The organism is Rhizobium album, assembly GCF_003122325.1.
Taxonomy (GTDB): Bacteria; Pseudomonadota; Alphaproteobacteria; order Rhizobiales; family Rhizobiaceae; genus Metarhizobium; species Metarhizobium album.
Genome location: NZ_QFBC01000013.1, coordinates 57,600 through 80,163 on the forward strand (window position 1 = coordinate 57,600; position 22,564 = coordinate 80,163).

General features: G+C 63.8%; 21 protein-coding genes. 11 read left to right on the forward strand and 10 right to left on the reverse strand.

Annotated features, from left to right (window positions below):
• Window positions 1–7: 7 nt before the first annotated feature.
• Genes DEM27_RS23225 through DEM27_RS23235 form a run of 3 tightly spaced genes read right to left on the reverse strand, consistent with a single transcriptional unit; the run spans window position 8 to window position 2,693 of the window.
• A complete protein-coding gene (locus DEM27_RS23225) occupies window positions 8–655 on the reverse strand; it encodes an HAD family hydrolase (protein ID WP_165823544.1) in 648 nt (215 codons plus the stop codon).
• Window positions 655–1,908: a Tm-1-like ATP-binding domain-containing protein gene (locus DEM27_RS23230; protein WP_109460635.1), complete on the reverse strand. Its 1,254-nt coding sequence runs from the start codon at window positions 1,906–1,908 to the stop codon at window positions 655–657. The genes DEM27_RS23225 and DEM27_RS23230 overlap by 1 nt, the downstream gene beginning before the upstream one ends.
• The gene (locus DEM27_RS23235) at window positions 1,908–2,693 is read right to left on the reverse strand and encodes an IclR family transcriptional regulator (RefSeq protein WP_109460636.1); all 786 of its coding nucleotides are present in this window, start codon (window positions 2,691–2,693) and stop codon (window positions 1,908–1,910) included. The genes DEM27_RS23230 and DEM27_RS23235 overlap by 1 nt, the downstream gene beginning before the upstream one ends.
• Before the next feature lie 256 nt (window positions 2,694–2,949).
• On the opposite strand from DEM27_RS23235, the gene DEM27_RS23240 reads away from it, so the two are divergent.
• From DEM27_RS23240 to DEM27_RS23250, 3 genes are all read left to right on the forward strand, one after another.
• Complete coding sequence (locus DEM27_RS23240) at window positions 2,950–4,392, forward strand: APC family permease (RefSeq protein ID WP_109460637.1); 1,443 nt, start codon at window positions 2,950–2,952, stop codon at window positions 4,390–4,392.
• A 71-nt stretch (window positions 4,393–4,463) separates the two neighbouring features.
• Window positions 4,464–5,942, forward strand: coding sequence for an aldehyde dehydrogenase (locus tag DEM27_RS23245; RefSeq protein WP_109460638.1), 1,479 nt, complete (start codon window positions 4,464–4,466; stop codon window positions 5,940–5,942).
• A gap of 194 nt (window positions 5,943–6,136) precedes the next feature.
• A complete protein-coding gene (locus tag DEM27_RS23250) occupies window positions 6,137–7,651 on the forward strand; it encodes a phospholipase D-like domain-containing protein (protein ID WP_109460639.1) in 1,515 nt (504 codons plus the stop codon).
• Here DEM27_RS23250 and DEM27_RS23255 read toward each other — a convergent pair.
• The gene (locus DEM27_RS23255) at window positions 7,579–8,541 is read right to left on the reverse strand and encodes a lysylphosphatidylglycerol synthase domain-containing protein (protein WP_109460768.1); all 963 of its coding nucleotides are present in this window, start codon (window positions 8,539–8,541) and stop codon (window positions 7,579–7,581) included. The genes DEM27_RS23250 and DEM27_RS23255 overlap by 73 nt on opposite strands.
• A 68-nt stretch (window positions 8,542–8,609) precedes the next feature.
• Between DEM27_RS23255 and DEM27_RS23260 the strand changes: the two genes are divergently transcribed.
• The 3 genes from DEM27_RS23260 to treY all read left to right on the forward strand — a co-directional run bounded on the left by DEM27_RS23260 (window position 8,610) and on the right by treY (window position 12,538).
• Window positions 8,610–9,389 carry an endonuclease/exonuclease/phosphatase family protein gene (locus DEM27_RS23260; RefSeq protein ID WP_109460640.1) on the forward strand — a complete coding sequence of 260 codons (780 nt, stop codon included), beginning with the start codon at window positions 8,610–8,612 and terminating at the stop codon, window positions 9,387–9,389.
• Between the two features lie 63 nt (window positions 9,390–9,452).
• Entirely contained in the window at window positions 9,453–9,779 is a 327-nt protein-coding gene (locus DEM27_RS23265; protein WP_109460641.1) for a hypothetical protein, read from the forward strand.
• A gap of 119 nt (window positions 9,780–9,898) precedes the next feature.
• Window positions 9,899–12,538, forward strand: a complete 2,640-nt coding sequence (gene treY, locus DEM27_RS23270; protein ID WP_109460642.1) for a malto-oligosyltrehalose synthase — start codon at window positions 9,899–9,901, stop codon at window positions 12,536–12,538.
• 7 nt (window positions 12,539–12,545) lie between these two features.
• On the opposite strand, the gene aroQ is transcribed toward treY, so the two are convergent.
• The 5 genes from aroQ to DEM27_RS23295 all read right to left on the reverse strand — a co-directional run bounded on the left by aroQ (window position 12,546) and on the right by DEM27_RS23295 (window position 17,332).
• Window positions 12,546–12,992, reverse strand: coding sequence for a type II 3-dehydroquinate dehydratase (gene aroQ / locus DEM27_RS23275; protein ID WP_109460643.1), 447 nt, complete (start codon window positions 12,990–12,992; stop codon window positions 12,546–12,548).
• Window positions 12,993–13,064: 72 nt separating this feature from the next.
• Complete coding sequence (locus tag DEM27_RS23280; RefSeq protein WP_109460644.1) at window positions 13,065–14,561, reverse strand: FGGY-family carbohydrate kinase; 1,497 nt, start codon at window positions 14,559–14,561, stop codon at window positions 13,065–13,067.
• On the reverse strand, window positions 14,561–15,661 hold the full coding sequence (locus tag DEM27_RS23285; protein ID WP_109460645.1) for a M42 family metallopeptidase: 1,101 nt from the start codon (window positions 15,659–15,661) through the stop codon (window positions 14,561–14,563). Before DEM27_RS23285 ends, DEM27_RS23280 begins: the two co-directional genes overlap by 1 nt.
• A 39-nt stretch (window positions 15,662–15,700) precedes the next feature.
• On the reverse strand, window positions 15,701–16,510 hold the full coding sequence (locus tag DEM27_RS23290; protein WP_109460646.1) for a BtpA family protein: 810 nt from the start codon (window positions 16,508–16,510) through the stop codon (window positions 15,701–15,703).
• A 39-nt stretch (window positions 16,511–16,549) separates the two neighbouring features.
• On the reverse strand, window positions 16,550–17,332 hold the full coding sequence (locus DEM27_RS23295; protein ID WP_109460647.1) for a DeoR/GlpR family DNA-binding transcription regulator: 783 nt from the start codon (window positions 17,330–17,332) through the stop codon (window positions 16,550–16,552).
• Between the two features lie 167 nt (window positions 17,333–17,499).
• Here DEM27_RS23295 and DEM27_RS23300 point away from each other — a divergent pair, with 167 nt between their 5' ends.
• From DEM27_RS23300 to DEM27_RS23310, 3 genes are all read left to right on the forward strand, one after another.
• Complete coding sequence (locus DEM27_RS23300) at window positions 17,500–18,825, forward strand: glucoamylase family protein (protein ID WP_109460648.1); 1,326 nt, start codon at window positions 17,500–17,502, stop codon at window positions 18,823–18,825.
• Between the two features lie 127 nt (window positions 18,826–18,952).
• A complete protein-coding gene (locus DEM27_RS23305) occupies window positions 18,953–19,501 on the forward strand; it encodes a glutathione peroxidase (RefSeq protein WP_109460649.1) in 549 nt (182 codons plus the stop codon).
• Window positions 19,502–19,638: 137 nt separating this feature from the next.
• Window positions 19,639–20,538 carry a DMT family transporter gene (locus DEM27_RS23310; RefSeq protein ID WP_165823545.1) on the forward strand — a complete coding sequence of 300 codons (900 nt, stop codon included), beginning with the start codon at window positions 19,639–19,641 and terminating at the stop codon, window positions 20,536–20,538.
• 6 nt (window positions 20,539–20,544) lie between these two features.
• On the opposite strand, the gene DEM27_RS23315 is transcribed toward DEM27_RS23310, so the two are convergent.
• A complete protein-coding gene (locus tag DEM27_RS23315; RefSeq protein ID WP_109460650.1) occupies window positions 20,545–20,979 on the reverse strand; it encodes a DUF1810 domain-containing protein in 435 nt (144 codons plus the stop codon).
• A 201-nt stretch (window positions 20,980–21,180) separates the two neighbouring features.
• On the opposite strand from DEM27_RS23315, the gene DEM27_RS23320 reads away from it, so the two are divergent.
• Entirely contained in the window at window positions 21,181–22,092 is a 912-nt protein-coding gene (locus DEM27_RS23320) for a DnaJ C-terminal domain-containing protein (RefSeq protein WP_109460651.1), read from the forward strand.
• 2 nt (window positions 22,093–22,094) lie between these two features.
• The gene (locus tag DEM27_RS23325; protein ID WP_109460770.1) at window positions 22,095–22,427 is read left to right on the forward strand and encodes a chaperone modulator CbpM; all 333 of its coding nucleotides are present in this window, start codon (window positions 22,095–22,097) and stop codon (window positions 22,425–22,427) included.
• The last annotated feature ends 137 nt before the right edge of the window (window positions 22,428–22,564 follow it).

The window sequence follows — 22,564 nt, forward strand, 5'->3', positions numbered from 1 at the left end:
TTTCCTTTCAAATTCCAAGCATTTTCAGAGCCTGGGCATAGGCCTCGGCAGGGCGGGTAACGTCGAAATGGACATAGGGCAGGCCGACGGCCTCGGCGCCTTCGATGTTCTTCTTCTGGTCGTCGACGAAAACGCAGTCGGCGCGATCCAGGCCGAGTTCGGCCAGCACCTGTTCGTAGGCGCGGGGATCGGGTTTCAGGATCTTCGTATAGGTGGCGTCGACAATGACATCGAACAACTCGATCAGCGGGAACCGCTTGCGGAATTCGACGCCGTAGAACAGGTCGAGTTCGTTCGAGAGGATGGCGAGTTTCAGGCCGGCCTGCTTCGCCCTCAGGATGGCGTCGCGCGCTTCCGGCCGCAGCACCAGCTCGGCATCGGCGCCGCGCGCCCGCTGCACGAAGGTCTTCATGTCGGACCATTCTTCGCCGAGCAGGGCGCCGACTTCCCGCGTGCGGGTCATCCAGTAGTCGCGCTCGGTGATCTCGCGGGCCTGCATCGACACCCAGAGCGGATCGGTCGCCGGATCGAAGGGACCGCGCCAGGTCAGCGTGCCCGGCGAAAGGCCGAGGGCGCGCTCGGTGATGTCGTGCGTTTCGAACAGCGTGCGGGTAACGACGCCGCCGAAATCGAGAATGAGAGCTTTTTGCGCCATCACAGCCGTCCTTTCGCAACGATGCCCTGTTCCACCCAGCGATCGAAGATCTCGAGCGCCTTGGCGGCAAAGGCCGGCGTGTTGATATGCGTGTCGATTTCCTCCAGAGTCACGGCCGGCGGCAGCGCCTTGCGCATTTCGTCGACGAAGGCCTGCAGCGCTTCCGGTTCATGCAGCGGTTCGCCTTCCTGGTCCCACTCCTGGATACCGGCGGTCGGCAGGATGAAGGCGGCGGGCGAGGTGGCGGCGCCAAGCTTGCCGGCCACCACCCTGGCGACCTCGCGCCGACCGTCCGGGGAAATGGTCACCGAGCCGATCAGCCGGTTGTGAGCGTGGTAGGGGCGATCGGCAAAGCGCTCCGGCAGCGGCTGCCAGGCCGGCATGTCGACCATGTCGATGGCGCCGGGCGCGACGATCTGCGGAATGCCGGCACGCGCCGCGTTCTCCATGCGGTCTGGGCCGGAGGTGACCACCGTGCCGTTGTGATGATTGGTCACTTCCTGAATGCAGAAATCGAAGACGGCGGCAAAACCCTTCTTGGCGGCAATCGCCTCGTAGGCGCGCCCACCCATGCCGGTCGAGTGGAAGACGGCGACATCGTAGCCGCGCTTTTCGAGTTCCGGCTTGAGGTACTTCATGTATTTCAGGCAGGAGGAGCCGAGCGAGGTCATGCCGATCAGCGGCCGCTCGCCATCCGGCCGGATGCTGGCCTTGGCCGCACCGACGACGGCACCGCAGGCCTGCGACAGCACCGCCTTGCAGATCGGGTTGAGACCGTAAAGCCCACCCGCCCAGAGGATCATCATCAGGTCCGGAGCGATGCGTTCCGGCGGCAGGAGATGCGAATAGGCGATAGTCGAGACGATGAATTTCGGCACGCCGAGCGGCAGAACGGCCGCTGCGTCCAGCGCCAGGTCGGTGCCGAGCGAACCGCCGAGCACGATCATCCCGTCCACCTGGCCCGCCTCATGCAGGGCACGCACCAGATTGGCCGCCCCTTCCGCCATCAACGCCATGGCGGAGTTCTCGTCGCCGCTGTTGATGATCGCCTGGATCGTCGTGCCGGCCGCCTTGGCGATATCATGCTTCGAATGATCCGGCATATAGGGCGGATCGCCCAAAACGCTGACATCGACCATGATCGGCAGGCCACCGGCCTCGCCGATGATATCGGCCATGAACAGCAGTTCGTCGCTTTTGGTGTCGCCGGTGCCGATCACCAGAATTTGGGGCAGACGGGCGCTGACGCTCATCAACCATTCCTCCTCGATTGTAGTGGGGGGCGGGCCTCCCGGTCCGTCCCGAAAAAGGCTTCGGAAATGTTTTCGGCCGCGGCGCGAACCGCGGCGCCATGTTGCAGGATCCTGTCGTCGCCGGTCCGCACGAAGGGCGCGGCAACGGTGATGCAGCCGACCGGCAGGCCACCGGGGGCGGCGATGGCCGCGGACGCGCTGATGACGCCGGCCTCCATGCCCTGGCGGTTCACGGAAAAGCCCTGGGCCTGGGTTTCGGCGACCCGTCGGCGCAGCTCGGCCGGATCGGTGATGGTGAATTCGGTAAAACCGTCGAGCGGCACCTTCAGCGCCGCCTCGATCATCTCGGCCGGACAGGCGGCAAGGTAGGCGAGGCCCGAGGCGGTGGCGTGATAGGGCAGGATCGTGCCGATATTGACGAAGACGCGATGCGCCTTCGACGACTCCTCGACATGGATCGTCGACAGGCGGCCATTGGAGAATTCCGAGATATGCACGGTCTCGCCGGTCAGTTCGGCCAGTTGCCGGACGAAAGGAACGGCGGTGCCGAGAAACGGATAACGTGCCTCGCGAATGCGGGCGAGGCGCAACGGCGCCGCCCCGATTCGATACTTGCGGCTATCGGCCAGCTGCTCGACGAAACCATGTTTTTCCAGCTCGACGAGGAAGCGGCGCGTGGTCGCCTTGTCGTAGCCGCTCGCCTGCGCAAGCTCGGTCAGCCCCGCCTCGACATCGAGCCGCGACAGCACGTCCAGAAGCGTCAGAGCCTTGCTGATGGTACCCATTGTCCGTTCTCCTCATGCCAGACATCCGCTCCGCCTTTCGCCTCTTTTCGGGCGCTTCGCATGTCGGAAGATACTTAACATGCGAATTAACTTGACAGGAACAAATGCTTTTTGCAAGTCTATATTTGAAGCTGTGGTTCACATATTGAACCATATAACCTTGCAATAAAAAACAAGAAAAACACGCCGGGTTCGCTTCCGACTTCATGCCGCGATGGAAAAGCGGCTGTCGCAATCCTAGGGGAGCCAAGACACCATGAGCAATTCTCAGACACCGGCCAACCAACTGCGCAAGGACAGCCTTGGCGTGGCGGCCGTCACCTTTCTCGTCGTATCCGCCGCAGCGCCGCTGACCGCCGTCGCCGGCGGCGTACCGCTTTCGATGCTGCTGGGCAACGGCCCGGGCATTCCGCTGACCTTCCTGCTCGTCACCGCGATCTTGCTGTTGTTTTCGGCCGGCTACGTCGCCATGGCGCGCCACATCCGCAATGCCGGCGCCTTCTATGCCTATACGGCCCAGGGCCTCGGCGGGCTGATGGGCGGCGCTGCCGCCATCGTCGCCATCCTGGCCTACAACGCCATGCAGATCGGCGTCTTCGGCCTGTTCGGCGCTGCGACGGCCGGTTTCTTCGCCGGTCTCGGCATCGACCTGCCCTGGTGGGTCTGGACCTATATCGGCATCGCCGTCGTCGCCGTTCTCGGCTACCGGCGCGTCGATCTGTCCGCCAAGGTGCTGACGGTGCTGGTCATTCTCGAATATCTCGTCGTGCTGGTCATCGATGCCGCGATCCTGTTCAAGGGCGGCGACGGCGGCCTGACGATGGCGCCGTTCACGCCCTCGGCCTTCCTCAGCGGCACCCCGGCCATCGGCATCCTGTTCTGCTTTGCCGCCTTCATCGGTTTCGAGGCAACGACCATCTATAGCGAAGAGGCCCGCGAGCCGCGCCGCACGGTCCCCCGCGCCACCTATATCTCGGTGCTGCTGATCGGCGTCTTCTACATGTTCACCTCCTGGCTAATGGTCAACGGTGCCGGCTTCGACAAGCTGGTGCCGGAACTGCAGGGCCTACAGGACCCGACCACCTTTCTCTTCGGATTGGCCGATCGTTACGTCGGCGGCCCGATCGGCACGATCATGGGCATCCTTTTGATCACCAGCCTGTTTGCCGGCGTCGTCGCCTTCCACAACGGCGTTGCCCGCTACCTTTACGTCGCTGGCCGCGAAGGCCTGCTGCCCCGCTCGCTCGGCGTCACCCACCCGGTCTTCCAGAGCCCGCATGTCGGTTCAATCGTTCAGACGGTGACCGCCATCCTCGTCGTCGCCCTGTTTGCGGCAACCGGTCAGGACCCGGTACTGGCGCTGTTTTCCTGGCTGACCAATGTCGGCACGCTGGCGATCATGCTGTTGATGAGCTTTACCGCCTTCGCGATCGTCGCCTTCTTCGGCCGCAATCCGGGCCTCGAAAGCAATGTCCTGACCACGCGCGTCCTGCCCGTCGTCACGGGTGTCATCCTCGCGGCGCTGGTGATCTACATCGCCGTCAACTTCGGCAGCATTGCCGGTGCAAGCGGTTTCCTCGCCATCCTCCTGCCGGGACTGGTGCTGATCGCCGCCATTATCGGCCTGTTGCTGGCGGCCCGGCTGAAGACCGCCGATATCGGCAGCTTCACCCGGCTTGGCGCCGGCCAGGAAGCCTGACACATTGGTCATACAGTGATCCCGATGGCGGACGGTTTCGTCCGCCATCCCGCATCCCGAGGATATCCGCCATGCAAGACAAGATCGACCATCTCCGCATCCTGCCGGTCGGGCCGCAATCCCTTTTCATCAACGGACAGTGGCAGGCGGCACAGGCCGGCGGCGCCATGAACGTCATTTCGCCCATCGACGGGCGGTTGCTGACGACCATCGCCAACGCCGATGCGGCCGATGTCGACCGTGCGGTTCTCGCCGCCCGCGCCGCCTTCGAAAAAGGCAGCTGGTCGAAGGCAGCACCGGCCGAGCGCAAGAAAGTGCTGCTGCGCATTGCCGAACTGATCGAAAAACACGCGCTGGAACTCGCGGTTCTCGGCGTCCGCGACAACGGCACCGAAATCTCCATGGCGCTGAAGGCCGAACCCGGCAGCGCCGCCGGCACCTTCCGCTATTATGCCGAGGCGATCGACAAGGTATACGGCGAAATCGCCCCGACGGCGGAAAACATCCTCGGCCTGGTGCATCGGGCGCCGGTCGGTGTCGTCGCCGCCATCGTGCCGTGGAATTTCCCGATGATGATCGGCGCCTGGAAAGTGGCCCCGGCACTCGCCGCCGGCAATTCCGTGGTGCTGAAACCCGCCGAAGGCGCATCGCTGACGCTGTTGCGGCTCGCCGAACTCTGTGCCGAGGCAGGCCTTCCCGAAGGCGTGCTGAACGTCGTGACCGGCCAGGGCGCCGTCTGCGGCGAAGCGCTCGGCCTGCACGGCGACATCGACGTGCTCGCCTTCACCGGCTCCGGCCCGGTCGGCCGCAAGCTGCTCGAATACTCCGCCCGCTCCAACCTCAAGCGCGTCTACCTGGAGCTTGGCGGCAAGTCGCCGAACATCGTCTTTGCCGACGCCCCCAATCTCGACCAGGCGGCCAAGGTGTCCGCCTACGGCATCTTCCGCAATTCCGGGCAGGTCTGCGTCGCCGGTTCGCGGCTTCTGGTCGAGCGCTCGGTCTGCGAGGAGCTTTCCGAAAAGCTGGTGACGATCGCCGCGGCGATGAAGGTCGGCGACCCCCTGCAGGTGTCGACGGAGGCGGGCGCCATCGCCAGCGAAATCCAGCTGCAAAAGGATCTCGCCTATGCCGGGCAGGCCGTTGCCGAAGGCGCCGTCCTGCGCAGCGGCGGCAAGCGTATCCTGGAGGAAACCGGCGGTTTCTACATGCAGCCGACCGTCTTCGAGGTGAAACCCGGCATGACGCTGGCGCGGGAAGAGGTATTCGGCCCGATCCTGTCGATCATCCCCTTCGACACCGAGGACGAAGCGCTCGCAATCGCAAATAGTACCGAATACGGCCTCGCCTCGGCGGTCTGGACGCAGAACCTGTCCCGCGCCCATCGCATGGTGCGTGGCATCCGGGCCGGTGTCGTCCACGTCAATACCTATGGCGGCGCCGACAACACCGTGCCCCTCGGCGGCGTCAAGCAGTCCGGCAACGGCCACGACAAATCCCTGCACGCACTCGACAAATACGTCGATCTGAAAACCGCCTGGATCCAGCTCTGAGACAATCCCGCCGCCGATGCCCGCGAAATGGGCATCGGACGGCTTCTCGGCCAGACCGTCCGGAAGAGCCAGACATCAAGGCCAAAACGGCAAGCCCGAGCCGCGGGAACCGGAGTGTGCCCCCAAGCGTTTAGGCCTCGGGTGGCTTCCGTCCGGCGAAAGCCGCCCGTGTCTCAAGGGCGGGGAATTTTGACGTGTATCTGGCCGATCAAGAGTTCAACATCGATGCCGCTCCTTTCCAGGACAGCATCATCCGCATAGGGCAGAATGCCAGCGAAACGGCGACCGCCGACAAGGTGGCGTTTCTCATCGACGCAAAGGACTATTTCCGCCGCCTGCACCAGGTGCTGCGCCGCGCCAAGAACACCATCTGGATCGTCGGCTGGGATTTCAATCCGAACATCCGCCTGCGGCCGGAGACGGACGAAACGCTGGGCGGCCTGCTGCGGTCGGCGGTCGAGGCCAATCCGCAGCTGCAGGTGCGCATCCTCATCTGGGCGATGGGGCCGATCTATTCCGGCAAGACCCTGAAGTTCTTCCGCAAGATGCCCTGGAGCGACCATCCGCGCATCTCGCTGCACTTCGACCTGAAACATCCGGTGCGCGCCTGCCATCACCAGAAGATCGTCTGCGTCGACGACGCCATCGCCTTCCTCGGCGGCATGGACATCACAGCGCGGCGCTGGGACGATCGCCAGCATGCGGTCGAAAACGACCTGCGTGTTTCCCCAGAGGGCGTGCCCTACGAGCCCGTCCATGACATCCAGGCCATGGTGTCCGGCAAGGCCGCACGCATGATCGGCGACATCGCTCGCAAGCGCTGGCACCGGGCGACGGGAGAAGCTCACGCGCCGCTTGAGAATGGCGAGGTCGACTGGCCGCTCGACCTGCCGCCGGCGCTGGAAGGCGGCCGGGCGGCCGTCGCGCTGACCGAACCGTGGAACTGGAGTTGCAAGGGGCGGCGCGAGGCGATCCGGCTGACGCATGATGCGCTGATGTCGGCGCGTCGGCACATCTACATCGAGACCCAGTACCTCGCCTCCTTCAATGTCGCCAAAACCCTGGCGCGGCGGCTGCAGGAGCCGGACGGGCCGGAAGTGGTCGCCATCGTCACAAGGCGGTCGCACGGGTTCCTGGAAAAGATCATGATGGGCAACAATCGCGACCGGTTGATCCGCCGCCTCAAACGCGCCGACCGCTTTGGCCGCCTGCGGGTGATGTACCCCGTGGTTTCCAATGGCAAGGGCGGCGAACACGAGGTTCTCGTCCATTCGAAGCTGATCGTCGTCGACGATCATTTCGTCCGGATCGGCTCGTCGAACCTGAATTACCGTTCCGAAGGCCTCGACACCGAGTGCGACCTGGCGCTGGAAGGCGTCACCGCCGAACAGCGGCTGGCGATCGCGCACTTACGCAACGACCTGCTGGCCGAACATCTGGATGCCGAGATCGGCGAGGTTGCCGCGATGATCGAGAGGGACGGTTCGATGATCGTCGCCATCGACACGCTGAACACGCGCATTCGTGGCCTGCGGCCGTTCATTGTCGATATCGAGCGTGGCGAGACGTCGTCGATCCCAGGCACGGGGCTGATCGACCCACGCGAACCCTTTTGGCCGCTGCAATCCATGTCGGCTCAGTTTGGCGCCATGGCCTCGTGGCTGCGCGGCGTCTTGCCGTTTTCCTTGGGCTGCCGCATGCGGAAATAGGCCTCGCTCGCCAGGAAAAGCGGCAGGCCGATTGCAAGCGGCATGAAGAAATACACGACGCGAAAGGCAACGAGCGCGCCAATAGCGCCTGTCCCCGGCAGGACATAGAGGATCGTGGCTTCCAGCACGCCCAGCCCGCCGGGCACATGGCTGACCAGCGACGCCAGATTGCCGGTGACATAAGCGCTTGCGACCGTGAGATAGGCAGGTTCTCCGAAGGCCGACAGCAACTGATGCAGGCATGCCGCGACACAGGCGAAATTGATCGTGCCTACGACGATCTGAGCAAGCGCGATCTTCCACACGGGCAGATCGACATCCCACTTCCAAAGATGAACCGAGCCGCGCAGGAAAACGGCGGCCAGCAGGTAGGCGGTGGAAACGGCCAGCAGGGCGACGCCCAGGCCTGATGACACCATTTCGCTCAAGCCGACCTGCCGCCCGGCCTCCGGCTGCAACAGCAGGTAGATGCCGGCAAGCGTCAGCAGGCCGAGGGCGACGGTGAGGCCGCAGAAGACGATCAGCTTGGCGATGTCCTCCGCACTCAGGCCCCAGCGGGAATAGAAACGATACCGCACCGCGCCGCTGCTCAATGCGGCAATGCCGACATTGTGGCCGATCGACAGGCCGCAGAAGGAGGCGAGCAAGGTCTGCCGATAGGGCAGGGGTTTTCCGACATAACGCACCGCGAGAGCATCGAAACCGCTGAGGCAAAGATAGGACGCCGCAGCAAAGCCGAGCGCCGCCCCGAAGCGTTCGACCGGAATAGCGCCGATGGATTGCGATACCTCCTCCAGCGTAAAATGGCTGAAGCTGCGATAGAGCAGATAAAGGGCAATGCAGATCGCCAGTGCGATCGCCCCGCGGAGGAGAAGATTTTTTGCTGCCATGTCCATTCCATATTGCCTGCAATCCTGTAGGGTGGAACGAAACCGGCGGCGAATGAGTTCCCCCCGCCATGAGCAGCCAAGACCGCGCCGGCGATCCTCCCTTGAAAATCCTGACATACAACGTGCACAGCTGCGTCGGCACGGACCGCAGGCACGATCCCGCCCGCATCGCCGAAGTGATCTCCGCCAGCGGGGCGGATATCATCGGCCTGCAGGAGCTGGACGTCGGACGGCGGCGCACGGGCAGCGTCGATCAGGCCCACGCCATCGCATCGGCCCTGCGCATGCAGGCGCATTTCCATCCGGCCATCCATGTCGAGGAGGAAAAATACGGCGATGCCATCCTCACAGCCCTGCCGGTGAGGATGATCAAGGCGGATGGCCTGCCCTCGATCGGCGAGCCGCGCGGTGCGATCTGGGTCGAGGTGACGGCTGGCGATCGCACGCTGCAGGTGATCAACACCCATCTCGGCCTCAGGCGGCGCGAACGCCTGCAGCAGGTGGCGGCGCTTCTCGGCCCCGCTTGGCTCGCCCATCCCGATTGCCTCGGGAAGCCGACAATCCTGATGGGGGATTTCAACAGCGTACCCTCGTCGCTCGCCTACCGCACGCTGACCCTCGGCTTGCGTGACGCCGGATTGCCTGGGCCCAAACCCAGGCCGACATTTCCTTCGCGATATCCACTGCTGCGGCTCGACTACATCTTCCTGTCGGGAGATCTCGCCAGCCGCGGCATCCACCTTCCCGCCGATCCGTTATCACGCCGCGCCTCGGACCACCTGCCACTGCTGGCAACGGTGGAGTTTACGGCGGAAAGCCATGGTGGAGGAACAAATTCAGGCAGTTGACCGTTTCAGCAAACACATCGACCGGACCGTATCGTCCGGCACATTCAACCCGGAGGAAGCCCCATGCAACACCTCAAGGAAGCCGATGGCTCCGGCAAGCTGGATATCAACGGCAAGCTTTCGGACATCCCCTACCACCTCGTCGCCCGCAAGGACGACAACCAGGCCTACAGCGTCGAGATCAGCCTCAGCGCACCGCGCGACTGGCTGCTGCAGCGCGGTTTCGACAGGCAGGCGACACTGGTGATCGAAAGCGGAAAACGAGTTGCCGTGCATGCGGAAAATCATGTCGGGGTGGAGGGACCGATTTCCGTGGTCCTGACCTCCGGCACGGATATCTGCCGCTCGCCGGAAGACGTGTCGGACAAGTATCCGGAGTTGAAGCTCTAGGGGACACCCAAAAAACATGGGAAAACAATAATATAGAAGATTCCGCCTTTCTTAGAAAAGCGGAAATGGGCGTCCATCTGGGCAATGATATGGCAACCGAGGTCACGAAGAGCTAGCGCATGACAGTCCCGACGTCGACCTACCGCCTGCAGTTCCGCAACGGCATGACCTTCCAGCGTGCCGCCGAACTGGTTCCTTATCTCAAGACCCTCGGCATCACCCATCTCTACGCCTCGCCGATCTTTGCCGCGACGCCGGGATCGACGCATGGCTACGACATCGTCGATCCCAATCTCATCGAGGCTGACATCGGCGGGCTGGACGGGTTTTACCTGCTTTCGGACCGGCTGCGCGCTGCAGGGCTCGGCTTGGTCCTCGACATCGTCCCGAACCATATGGCCGCATCGCTGGAAAACCCGTGGTGGCGAAGCGTGGTCGAATGGGGGGCTGAAAGCCGCTACGCCCGCTATTTCGATATCGACTGGAGCCGCCGTCTAACGTTGCCGCTGATCGGCCGGGCCATCGACGAGGCGCTCCTCGAAGGCGATGCCGCCTTGACCGTCGACCGCGATGCGGGTTGCCTGGCGTTCGACGTCTCCGGCAACCGGCTACCGCTCAATCCCGCCAGCTATCGCCATGTGCTTGAAGGCTCCGCTGCATTTACAACCATAGCCGCCACCGCCGCGCAGGCCTTTGCCGCTGACGAGGAGGCGTTTCATGCGCGGATGCGGGGCCTGCTCGCGGATGACGGGCTGACCCGCGAATTGCAATTGCATCTCGACGGCCTTTCGAGCGATGACGAGCTGCTGGCTTCGCTGCATGACCGGCAAAGCTGGCAACTCATTCCCTGGCAGGACGCTGCCGGCCAGCTGAACTATCGCCGTTTTTTCGAGATCACCGGCCTCGCCGGATTGCGCGTCGAAGACGCGGATGTCTTCGAAGACAGCCACCGGCTGATCCTCGACCTGATCGAAACGGGGCGTGTCGACGGCTTGCGAATCGACCATATCGACGGTCTTTCCGATCCGCTGGCCTATCTTCAGCGCCTGCGGCAGTCGATCGGCAGCGACGTCCTGCTGCTCGTCGAAAAAATCCTGGAAGGTGACGAGGACCTGCCGCCGGAATGGCCTGTCGATGGCACCACCGGTTATGAATTCATTGCCGCCTTGAGCAATCTTTTCGTCCACGATGAGGGCCGGAAAGCATTGGGCCGGGCCTATGCCGAGCGCGGCGGCCGAGAGAATTTCGAAGACGTCCTCGACGAGGCCAAAACCCTGATGATCGAGGAGAATTTCAAGGGCGAGGTTTCGGCACTCTACCGGCTGGCCATCGAACTTGCCGAAAGCGAGGCAGACGCCACGCCGCACACGGACATCGAACTGGCCATCCGCAATCTGCTGCTGCACTTTCCGGTCTATCGCACCTATGGCACCGAAGATGGGTTGCGTGCAGCCGACCGGACGCTGCTGCAGGCGGTTTACCGGAAGAGCGGCGCCGATCGGTCGGCTATCACTTACATAAACCGGCTGCTCGAAGGGCATGTCCGCGACGAAAACCGCGAGAGGGCCTGGCTTTTCCGCCGCCGCTTCCAGCAGCTCGCCGGCCCGCTGATGGCGAAATCGCTGGAAGACACTGCCTTCTACCGCCATGGCTGCCTGCTCGCCGTCAACGAGGTCGGCGCCGATCCGGCCCAGGACGATTTCTCCACCGCCCGGTTTCACCGCTTCATGCAGCACCGTGCCGGCCGCTGGCCCCGGGCGCTGTCCACGACATCGACCCACGATACGAAACGGGGCGAGGATGCCCGCGCACGGCTCTACACCTTCAGCGAAACGGCGGAGGCCTGGGCCACGGCGGTCGATCGCTGGAGCGAGATGAACCGGCCGTTCGTCACCGCCCTGCCGGACGGCCAGGCACCTGGTGATACCGACATATGGATGCTGTTTCAGGCCATTGCCGGCGCCTGGCCGGCGCAGCTTCGGCCCGATGATGGCGCAGGTCTGAAGGCTCTGTGCGAGCGCCTCCTGAATTTCACCGAAAAGTCGCTGCGCGAAGCCAAGCAACGCAGCAACTGGACCCGGGTGAACGAAGCCTACGAAGCCGCGGTCAAATCTTATCTCGTCTCGTTGCTGTCGCCCGAAAACATCGCCTTCCTCAGCGATTTTTACCAGACCCTGCAACCCCATATTCGCAGCGGGGCGATCAACAGCCTGGCGCAGACGGTCGTCAAGCTGACGGCGCCGGGCATACCGGACATCTACCAGGGGGCGGAAGGGTTCGATTTCAGCCTCGTCGATCCCGACAACCGCCGCGAACCCGATTATGCCGCACTGGCCCTGTCACTCGGCCTCGACGGGCTGCCGGGCAACAGCGAGGAGGCCCTGCTGGTCGGCGGCCTGAAACAAGGCATTGTTGCCCGCTGTCTGTCGCTGCGCAAAGATCACAGGAGCCTTTTCGATACCGGCAGCTACGAAGCCCTGCCCGTCGAAGGCCCGCGGCAGGATCATGCCGTCGCGTTTGCCCGCCGCGACGGCGGCAAAACTGCCGTCGTCATCGCACCCCGCCTGATCCACGGCCTGCTGCCGCAGGACGGCATCTCGCTTCCCGCGAGTTATTGGCAGGGGACGTCCGTCCTGCTTCCTGTCGGCCTCGGCCCGCTCGCCAACGTGCTTTGCGACCGGCGGATTCCGCCGGCCGACAGGCTGCCGTTGGCGACGGCGTTTGAAATCCTGCCGGTCGCGGTTCTCTTCGGGGCGTAATCCCCGGTCAGGCGGCGGCTTTCTTGATGAGGAAGGCGAGGCGCTGGATGGCGAGCTGATAGCCTTGCGTCCCGAAACCGGCGATCACGCCTGAGGCCACGCCGGAAACATAGGAATGATGGCGAAACGCCTCGCGCTTGTGGATGTTGGAAATGTGGACCTCGATGATCGGCGCATCGAAGGTGTTGAGCGCATCGAGGATCGCCACCGACGTGTGCGTGAAGGCAGCCGGATTGATGACGATGCCGGCAGCACTTTCGCGAGCTTCATGGATCCAGTCGATGATTTCGTATTCGCGGTTGCTCTGGTGGAAACGGATGGAGATGCCGTGCTCGGCCGCGACCTTGCGGCAATCGGCCTCGACATCATCAAGCGTTTCGCTGCCGTAGATTTCCGGCTGGCGCTTGCCGAGCAGGTTGAGGTTCGGGCCGTTGAGAACATAGACGAGGCTCATGGGATCTCCGCTGGAAGAATGATTCTTTGAAGGACTTAGGCCGCTTCCGGCCTGCCGATGTCAAGCCGGGGATCAGTCGGCGGCGTGCGGCATCAGGTCTTTCGTCTGGCTGTAGAGCTGCTTGAAGGTTTCGTACCGCTTCGCATAGACCGGCGCGTTCTCCGCATTCGGGGCGATATGCCGAGCAACCGGATTCCAGCGGACGATATCGCCCCGCCCGGCATCGCCGATGGCGACCGCTGCCAGGAACGCATTGCCATAGGCGGCACCCATGGTTTTTTCGCAAACGTCCTGCTGCCAGCCGCTGACATCCGAAATCGCCTGCGACCAGACCGGATTGTTGGTGCCGCCGCCGACGGCGACGATACGCTGCAACGGCGCCTTCGCCTCCAGATAGGTTTGCACCACCGCATTGACGCCGTAGGCGATGCCTTCCAGCGCGCCGCGATAGATGTCGGCCCGCTCATGCGTCAGGTCGAGGCCGAAGATCATGCCCTTGGCATGCGGATCGTGGATCGGCGTGCGCTCGCCGGAGAAATAGGGCAGCACGATCACGCCCTTGGCGCCCGGCGGCGAACCTGCCGCTTCCGCCGCCAGGTCGCGCATCACGCCGTCGCCGGACAGATCGCGGCCGAACTGGTCGGCGAACCAGCGCGTCAGGGTGCCGCTGGTCGCGGTGCCGGACATGCAGGCATGCTGGCCCTTGAACAGCCACGGCGCATACCAGAGCCGCGCGTCCTCGACGCGCCGGTCGGTAACGAGGATGATGAACATGGTCGAGCCATACATCATCATCATGTCGCCGCTATCCTGCACGCCGACGCTGACCGCCTCGGAGGCGGCATCGATGGTGCCCGCCGTGACCGGCGTGCCGACGGCAAGCCCGGTTTCCGCCGCGGCCCGTTCCGTCACCGTGCCGGCGATGTCGGTGGTCCACAACAGATCCGGCAGCCGCTCCGGCGAAACGATGCGGTCGGCAAACCGATCGGTCCAGCTGTTGGTGGCGATGTCGTAGAGCGGATGGGAGGAGGAGGCCGAATAATGATCGAGCACATAACGCCCGGTCAGCCGGTGAATGAGGAAGGACGAGGAATTCAGCACCTTGTGGGTGCGGGCGAAAAGCTCGGGCCGATTGTTCTTCAGCCAGAGGATTTTCGGGCCGACGGATTGCGACGTCAGCGAATTGCCGCTGATGCGCATCAGCTCGTCGAGGCCGATTTCCGATGTCAGCGCATCGATCTCGGCGGCGGCGCGGGTATCGACGCCGTAGAGCACCGCATTCATCAACGGCGCGCCGTCGATGTCGACGGGCAGCATGCAGGGGCCGATGCCGCTGGTCGCGACCGCCTTGATATCGCTGGCGGCGATGCCGGCGGATGCAATCATCTCCTTGCTGATGGCGCAGAATTCGCCCCACCAGTTCTGTTCGGGATCGTGTTCGGCCCAGCCCGGCTGCGGAACGAGCATGCGGTGCGGCCGCTTGGCCGAGGCGACGATCCGCCCGTCGCCATCGACGATGGCGCCCTTGCTTTCGAATGTACCGATGTCAATGCCGAGATAATAGCGCATCAGGTGTAAAGGTCCCGGTCGAGGCTGAAAGTGGTGTCGATGCGGCGAAGTGCGGCGACCAGCAGCCGTGCCAGGCCTTCGAGGTCGCGCAGGTCGCACAGTTCCAGTGCCGTATGGGTGTAGCGGCAAGGGAAACAGAGATCAATGCAGGCAACACCTTCACCGACCAGTTGCACATAGGAGGAATCGGTGAGCACGCCGGTATGCGCCGTCCGCTGCAGCGGAATGGCCGCCGCCTCCGCCGTCTCGGCAAACAGCTTTGGCAGGGCCGGATGCGGGATGGTGCCGTTCAGCGTGCCGCGGCCGTGAAAGGAGTAAAGGCTCATCGCAGGCCCGCCGCCGAGGACGATTTCGCCGCGCTGCGCCATGTCGGGGGTATCGGAATTCAGCGCCAGGTCGAGCTGGATGGCGATGTCGGGTTTGAGCGCCTGCGCCGCCACCATGGCGCCGCGCAGGTTGAACTCCTCCAAAACGGCAAAGACGAAATGCACGGTCGGCCGCGGGCCGCCTTGTGCGAGCTCCCGCGCCACCTCCATGATCACGGCGCAACCGGCGCGGTCGTCCACCGCCGTTCCGGCGATGCGATCCCCGGCGAGCGCCATGAAGCGCGGATCGTAGACCACCGGCGTGCCGATCTCGATGCCGAGCGCCCGCGTTGCTGCCGCATCCTCCGTGCCGACGTCGATGAAGAGCTCGGCATAAGGCACGACCTTGTATTTCTCTTCCGGCGGCGTCGCATGATGGCTCTTGGTGGCGATGACGCCCTGCACGTCGCGTCCCTCGCCGACGCAGAAGAGCACCGCCTGCGCCGGCAGCGCCTTTTCCGGAACGCCGCCGAGGCGCTCGATGCGCACAAGGCCGTTCGGCTCGATCCTGCGGACGATAAAGCCGAGCTGGTCGGTATGGGCGAACAGCATCACCGAAGGCGTGCCTTCATCCCCCTTCAGCGTCGCAATGAGGTTCCCCAGCCTGTCCGTCCGCATCGTCAGCGGCAGGTCCGAAAGCGACTTGGCGATCAGCCGCCGCACCCGGTCTTCATGGCCGGAAAGGCCCGGTGTCAGCATCAACTGTTCGAGCAGCGTACGAAGGCGCGCCTTCATGGGATCACCCTTTCTTCCGGACGGGTTTGACAAGCGGCCTCACTGGCCGCGGGCCGCCTTGGCGAGGCGCATGAATTCCCGGGCACGATCGGGATCGACCGTATTCCAGGTATGGCCGTCATATTTCAGCGACGAACCGACGATGACGCCGTCCGCGACCTTGAGGACATCGGCAATGGTGGCATGCCTGACGCCGGTATTGGCCAGCACCGGCGTCTCCGGCAGCACCTTCTTGACAGCCTCGAGGTCGGACATCGCCGCCGCTTCGCCGGTGATCGTGCCGGAAACGAGGATGGCATCGGGGATCGACGAAAACACCGCCGAGCGGGCCCGGTCGGGCAGGGCGCGCCGGTCGAGCGAATCAGCAAATTCCGCCGAGACGTTGTAGAGCATGACGAGGTCCGAGCGGTCGAGGCGGCGGCTGTAGCGCAACGCTTCGCCGGCATTGGGATTCCACGGCCCCATGTCCGAGGCATAGGTGCCGGTGAAAATCTCGCGGACGAAAGAGGCGCCGACGGCGGTGGCGACGGCAACCGACCCCATCGGGTCCCACAAGACGTTGACGCCGAACGGCTTCCTGATCTCCGGGCGCAATCTTCCGATGACATAGGCCATCGTCGCGGTCACCGCCGCATCCACCTTCAACTCGTAGGGGCGGTCGTTCTCGTTGCCGAACATCACCGCGTCGACATCGGCATCCTGCAGCACCGACAGTTCGCGGCGCGCCGCTTCCACAATGCCCTCGACGCCCGCATCCGAATCGTAGAGCGGCGTTCCCGGCATCGGGTTGAGGTGCACCATGGCGATCACCGGTTTTGTATCGCCGAACAACGTCCTGAATTTCGTCATCTCTCTAGCCTTGTATCGATGGCTGGCGAGGGCGCGCCCTCAGACCAGTTTTACGTCTCTAAATTTGTTCCTGAACGGCGCCAGCGGCGCATCCGCGCCGCGATCGCTGATGAAAAGGTCGATCGTCTCCAGCGGGCAGACCGCGGCAAATGCCGACGCGCCGATCTTGCCGTGATCGGCGACGAGGATGGTTCGCCTGGCCTGCGCCTGCGCGGCGCGTTTGACCTCGGCCTCTTCGAAGGTCGAGGTCGTTACCCCGTCGGCATTCACCGCATCCGCCGCGAGAAAAAAAACGTCGGCGCGGATGCTGGTCAGCGCATTGAGCGCCCAGTTGCCCACGAGGCTGTAATAGCCGTTGCGCACGCGGCCGCCGATGATGTGGACTTCCGTCGCCCCGCTTGCCGCTGCCTCCGCCGCCTTGAGGTCCGACGTCACGATGGTCAGCGGCCGGCCAGCCAGTGACCGGGCAATCGCCATCGTCGTCGTGCCGGAATCGAGCAGTACGACCGAATGGTTGTTCACCTCGCCGGCCGCCGCATCGGCGATCCTCAGTTTCAGGTTCTGCCGTACCCGCAATTTTTCGAGAAACAACGGTTCGGCGTCGCTGTCCTTGCAGGCGCCGCGAAGCGTCACGCCGCCGTGGATGCGTTGTACCAGACCGGCCTGCTCCAGCGTCAGAAGATCACGCCGCGCTGTCGGCAGCGAGATGGAAAGGGCGGCCGCAAGCTCCGCCGTGCCGATCCGCCGCCGCGCGAGGATCAGTTCGATCATCTGCTGCTGCCGCTCGTGCGGAAAACGGGCTCTCGGTTCGACAACGGCCATGAATCTCCTCCTTGCGATGATTGATAGTGATCGTTTTAAGAGAGTCAATCTTTATCGATCAAAACCAAACGACTCTTTTGGACCCGAAAGCTTCACTCACGCGTGATTTGCGATCGCTCATCGCCTGTGCTCAAGCAGGAGCCGGATGCAACCACACGGTATAGCCTATGCTCCAACGCAACAACGCCGCCGACACCGATCTCATCGACCGCCTGCAACGCTCGGCTTTCGACTATTTCCTCATCCATACCAATCCGAAAAACGGCCTGGTCGCCGATACGTCGCTGGCGGGAAGCCCCTGCAGCATCGCGGCGACGGGTTTTGCGCTCTCCAGCTATCCGGTCGCCGTCGAACGCGGCTGGATCGAGCGCGGCGCGGCGGTCGAGGCGGTGCTGACCACGCTGCGTTTTTTCCAGGAAAGCGAGCAGGGCAACAATCGCCAGGCCACCGGCTACAGGGGATTTTATTATCATTTCCTCGACATGCACACCGGCCACCGGGTGTGGCATTGCGAACTGTCGCTGATCGACAGCGCCCTGCTGTTTGCCGGCATGCTGACCGCTGCGGCCTATTTCACCGGCGACGATCCGGCCGAGGCGGAAGTCCGCGCTCTCGCCAAGACGCTTTACGAGCGCGCCGACTGGGCCTGGGCGCTCAACAAGGGCGATACGCTGGTGATGGGCTGGAAGCCCGGCCGCTTCCTGAAATATCGCTGGCAGGGCTACAACGAGGCGATCATCCTCTACGTGCTCGCCTTGGCATCGCCGACCTTCCCGATCCCGGAAAGGAGCTACGAGGCTTTTACGGCGACCTATCAATGGATCCAGTACGAAGGCCTCGACTATCTGTATGCCGGGCCATTGTTCATCCACCTCTTTTCACATGCCTGGATCGATTTTCGCGATATCCAGGACCGCTTCATGCGGGAAAAGCAGTCCGATTACGTGCGCAACACACAGAGCGCCATCAAGACGCAGCGCGCCTATGCCGCCCACAATCCGCACGGCTTTGCCGGTTACGGTGCCGATGTCTGGGGCCTGACGGCCTGCGACGGCCCTTCCGCCCGCCGGCGGCTGCGCGGCGGCAAGCGGCAACATTTTGTCGGTTATGCCGCACGCGGCGCCCCGTTCGGCCCCGATGACGGCACGATCGCGCCCTGGGCGCCGCTCGCCTGCCTGCCTTTCGACGAACCGGCGGCAATGAGCGGCTTGCAGGCCATTCTCCATGCCTATCCCGGGCTTCTGGGGCAGGGCCGCTTTCCCGGCAGCTTCAATCCGACCGTGGTGGGCGATGGACCGGAAGGCTGGATCGACGAACGCTGCGTCGGCATCGACCAGGGACTGCTGGTGATGATGATCGAGAACGCCAGGACGGGACTGCTCTGGCGCCTGATGCGCGAAAACCCCGTCATCCGCGCCGGGCTCGCCCGGGCCGGCTTTACCGGCGGCTGGCTGTCCGGGCAGGCCGCCGGCAAGGCGCTGGAGACGGTTTGAACGGCACAGTTTCCGGCCTGTTTCCGGTTCCCGGCCGGAAAATGCCGGGAGCCCCAGGATAGGGCGTGACAAGCCCGTGCCGGCGCGGCATGGTCGCCACGTTTTTATACGATTCCGGAGTGAAACGATGACCGAGACCCTGCTCGATATTCCCGTCCGTCATGCCGATGGTCGTCCCGCCACGCTCGGCGAATACCGCGGCAAGGTGATGCTGGTCGTCAACGTCGCGTCGAAATGCGGCCTGACCAAACAATATGAAGGCCTCGAAAAACTCTACGAGGACAAGCGCGAGCGCGGCTTCGTCATCCTCGCCTTTCCCGCCAACGACTTCAAGCAGCAGGAGCCCGGCACGGATGCCGAAATCGTCGCCTTCTGCACCAGCACCTATGACGTGCAGTTTCCGATCTTCAGCAAGATTTCCGTTGCCGGCGACGAAAAACACCCGCTCTACCGGACGCTGACGACCTCCGACACGCCGACCACCGGCGACGGCCCGATGCGTGAGCGGCTGAAAGGTTTTGGCATCCAGCCGAATGCGCCGGGCGAAATCCTCTGGAACTTCGAAAAATTCCTCATCGGCCGCGACGGCCGGATCGTTGCCCGCTTCGCGCCCGATGTCGACGCCACCGACAGCCGGCTGCTCGACGCCATCGACCGGGAACTGGCGCGCGTCTGACATGGCCCGTCCCGGCGATTGTTCACGCCGTTCCATCTAAGGATCACGAAAAGTCGTTTTTTCCACCGGATCGCATCTGGTATCGACAGTTGCGTCAAAGGCGGCATCTTGCCGCTCGACGGTCAAGGAAAGCCTGCATGTCCGATACCACCTATGCCGCCGCCCCGGCGGCGGCCAGAAACCGTCTCGCCCTGATCGCCCTCTTGGTCGGCGGCGCGGCCATCGGCGGATCGCCGATCTTCGTGCGGCTTTCCGAGGTCGGGCCGATGGCGACGGCATTCTGGCGGGTGGCGCTGGCGCTCGTTCCGCTGTTCGCCTGGGCGCGGCTTGCGGAACAGCCGGGCCGCAGCGAGCGCCCCGCCGGCATCTGCGACATGCTGTTCCTGATCCTGCCCGGCGTCTTCCTGGCGGCCGATCTCGCCGCCTGGCACCTTTCCCTGCACATGACCTCGGTTGCCAATGCGACGCTGATCGCCAATCTTGCGCCGATCTTCGTCACGATTGGCGGCTGGCTGGCTTTTCGCGCCCGGGTCAGCGGTATTTTCGTGGCCGGACTGGCCACCGCGCTGATCGGCATCGTCGTTCTCAAGGGCGGCCCTGCCGCGCTCGGCGACGGCCATGTCGGCGGCGATGCCACGGCCATTGTCGCGGCGATCTTCTATGCCGGCTATATCCTGGCGATCGGCCGGCTGCGCAGCCGCTTTTCCACCCTGACGATCATGCTCTGGAGCACCGGTTCTGCCGCCCTCTGCATGCTGCCGCTGGCGCTTGCCTTCGAACCGACCCTGATGCCCGTCACGCTGTTCGGGTGGGCGATGCTGCTCGGCCTGGCACTGATCAGCCATGCCGGCGGCCAGGCGCTGATCATCTATGCGCTCGCCTACCTGCCGCCGGCCTTTTCGTCGCTGACGCTGCTTTTGCAGCCGGTCGTCGCCGCGTTGCTCGCCTGGTCGATCCTCGGGGAAAGCGTCGGCGCCATGCAGGCCGTCGGCGGGGCGATCGTGCTGGCGGGCATCCTGATCGCCCGGCGCGGCTGACGCGGCCTAGACGACCGCCACGTCGATCAAGGCCAGCGTCCTTTCGTCGGCCGCGCCGTCGTAGAAGCGATCCAGCGCCTGATGAAAGATCGAACCCGCACCACAGACCGCCGCAAACAGCGTCATCGACGAGCGGAACTTCAGGTCGTCGGGCGATCCCAGGATTTCCAGCGCGCTCTTGCCCTTGATATCCAGCATCGCCTGGACGGCCTCCTTGAGACGGGGACCGAGCACCGCATGCCTGACGTAGGCGACCGCCTCGTCTTTCGAACGGATCGCGAATTTTCGCGCCGTCGGCGACGAGCCGAGACCCTGCATCTGCGGAAAGATGAACCATATCCAGTGCGATTGCTTGGCGCCGGCGCGTAGCTCGGCGATCACCCGCTTATGAACGCCCTCCTGTGCTGCCATGAAGCGGTCAAGGTCGAATGTCGTGGCCATCGGCAATCTTTCTCACTGCTGGTTCATGCGTATAGAATGGGCGGATGCCCGGAGGGTTCCAGCTACAACGAGTCGATGAGGGGGTGATGACAGATGACCTGCGGCTTCCTACATAAATATGAAATGATATCTCACCGCAGGTTTCACCGGAGGAGCCGCCGCTGCTCTGCCGGTTGCGCCTGTCATCGACATGGAGAATAGATGAGCCGCGACCCCTACGAACTCCTGGGCGTCAAGCGCGACGCGACGCAGAAGGATATACAGAGCGCCTATCGCAAACTGGCAAAGAAACTGCATCCGGACCTCAATCCGGGCGACAAGGCCGCCGAACAGAAATTCAAGGATGTTTCCAGCGCCTATGGCATCATCGGCGACGAGGAAAAACGTGGTCGCTTCGACCGCGGCGAGATCGACGCCAGCGGCGCCGAGCAGGCGCCGCGCAATTTCTATCGCGACTATGCCGCCGCCGACGGCGCCGAGGGCGCCTATTACAACAGCGGCGGTTTCTCCGATTTCGGCGATACCGACGACATCTTCTCGAGCTTCTTTTCGCGGCGCGCCCGGGGCAACACGCAGATGCAGGGACAGGACCGGCATTTTTCGATGGAGGTCGAATTCCTCGACGCGCTGAACGGCACCTCGACGCAGGTCGGCCTGCCGGACGGACAGATGCTGGACCTCAAGATCCCGCCCGGGACGCGCGACGGCCAGACATTGCGGCTGCGTGGCAAGGGCGAGCCCGGCTTCAACGGCGGCCCGACCGGCGATGCGCTGATCGACATCCGCGTGCGCCCGCACGCCTTCTATGTCAGGGACGGCGACGACATCCGCTTCGACGTTCCCATTTCGCTGCGCGAAGCGGTGCTGGGCGGCAAGATCCGCGTGCCGACACCCTCCGGTCAGGTATCGGTCACGCTGCAGCCGAATTCCAGCACCGGCAAGGTGCTGCGGCTGAAAGGCAAGGGGGCGCCGAAGCGGCCGGACGGCCATGGCGACGCCTATGTGACCCTCAAGGTGGTCCTGCCTGATCAGGCCGATGCCGAACTGACGCAATTCATGCAGGCCTGGACGGCGGGTGAAAACCAGCAGCCGCGCAAGGCGATGGGAGTATGACCATGAACGAACTCGAATTCCGCGACCGGCTGCACATCGAAGTCACCGTGCTCGAATTCTGGATCGAGCAAGGCTGGGTGATCCCGGCGGCAGAGCAGGGCAGACGCCGGTTCCGCGAGATCGACCTCGCCCGCGGCGAACTGATCCGCGACCTGACCGACCGTATGGGCGTCAATGACGACGGCATCGACATCGTCATGGACCTGCTCGACCAGATCCATGGACTGCGCTCGACGCTGAACGACGTCATGGCGGCGATTTCCCGCCAGGGAGAGGATGTCCAGTATCGTATCCTGCGCGACATGGACCGGCCGCGGCCCGGCCGGCGGCGCTGATCTCCAAAAATCGCGGGAACCGCATTGCAATCCGGCAGATTTGTACTACCTTGAAGTTATCTTCAACAGAACGAAAGGAAGGTGATCCAATGTCTAATGAGATTTCGGACCTCGTGACGGGCATGGGAATTGAGGTG

What these genes read in the sequence shown, in the direction of transcription:
- DEM27_RS23225 (WP_165823544.1), bottom strand. Translation starts at nt 655, where the DNA reads ATGGCGCAAAAAGCTCTCATTCTCGATTTCGGCGGCGTCGTTACCCGC.
- DEM27_RS23230 (WP_109460635.1), bottom strand. Translation starts at nt 1,908, where the DNA reads ATGAGCGTCAGCGCCCGTCTGCCCCAAATTCTGGTGATCGGCACCGGC.
- DEM27_RS23235 (WP_109460636.1), bottom strand. Translation starts at nt 2,693, where the DNA reads ATGGGTACCATCAGCAAGGCTCTGACGCTTCTGGACGTGCTGTCGCGG.
- DEM27_RS23240 (WP_109460637.1), top strand. Translation starts at nt 2,950, where the DNA reads ATGAGCAATTCTCAGACACCGGCCAACCAACTGCGCAAGGACAGCCTT.
- DEM27_RS23245 (WP_109460638.1), top strand. Translation starts at nt 4,464, where the DNA reads ATGCAAGACAAGATCGACCATCTCCGCATCCTGCCGGTCGGGCCGCAA.
- DEM27_RS23255 (WP_109460768.1), bottom strand. Translation starts at nt 8,541, where the DNA reads ATGGCAGCAAAAAATCTTCTCCTCCGCGGGGCGATCGCACTGGCGATC.
- DEM27_RS23260 (WP_109460640.1), top strand. Translation starts at nt 8,610, where the DNA reads ATGAGCAGCCAAGACCGCGCCGGCGATCCTCCCTTGAAAATCCTGACA.
- DEM27_RS23265 (WP_109460641.1), top strand. Translation starts at nt 9,453, where the DNA reads ATGCAACACCTCAAGGAAGCCGATGGCTCCGGCAAGCTGGATATCAAC.
- treY (WP_109460642.1), top strand. Translation starts at nt 9,899, where the DNA reads ATGACAGTCCCGACGTCGACCTACCGCCTGCAGTTCCGCAACGGCATG.
- aroQ (WP_109460643.1), bottom strand. Translation starts at nt 12,992, where the DNA reads ATGAGCCTCGTCTATGTTCTCAACGGCCCGAACCTCAACCTGCTCGGC.
- DEM27_RS23280 (WP_109460644.1), bottom strand. Translation starts at nt 14,561, where the DNA reads ATGCGCTATTATCTCGGCATTGACATCGGTACATTCGAAAGCAAGGGC.
- DEM27_RS23285 (WP_109460645.1), bottom strand. Translation starts at nt 15,661, where the DNA reads ATGAAGGCGCGCCTTCGTACGCTGCTCGAACAGTTGATGCTGACACCG.
- DEM27_RS23290 (WP_109460646.1), bottom strand. Translation starts at nt 16,510, where the DNA reads ATGACGAAATTCAGGACGTTGTTCGGCGATACAAAACCGGTGATCGCC.
- DEM27_RS23295 (WP_109460647.1), bottom strand. Translation starts at nt 17,332, where the DNA reads ATGGCCGTTGTCGAACCGAGAGCCCGTTTTCCGCACGAGCGGCAGCAG.
- DEM27_RS23300 (WP_109460648.1), top strand. Translation starts at nt 17,500, where the DNA reads ATGCTCCAACGCAACAACGCCGCCGACACCGATCTCATCGACCGCCTG.
- DEM27_RS23305 (WP_109460649.1), top strand. Translation starts at nt 18,953, where the DNA reads ATGACCGAGACCCTGCTCGATATTCCCGTCCGTCATGCCGATGGTCGT.
- DEM27_RS23310 (WP_165823545.1), top strand. Translation starts at nt 19,639, where the DNA reads ATGTCCGATACCACCTATGCCGCCGCCCCGGCGGCGGCCAGAAACCGT.
- DEM27_RS23315 (WP_109460650.1), bottom strand. Translation starts at nt 20,979, where the DNA reads ATGGCCACGACATTCGACCTTGACCGCTTCATGGCAGCACAGGAGGGC.
- DEM27_RS23320 (WP_109460651.1), top strand. Translation starts at nt 21,181, where the DNA reads ATGAGCCGCGACCCCTACGAACTCCTGGGCGTCAAGCGCGACGCGACG.
- DEM27_RS23325 (WP_109460770.1), top strand. Translation starts at nt 22,095, where the DNA reads ATGAACGAACTCGAATTCCGCGACCGGCTGCACATCGAAGTCACCGTG.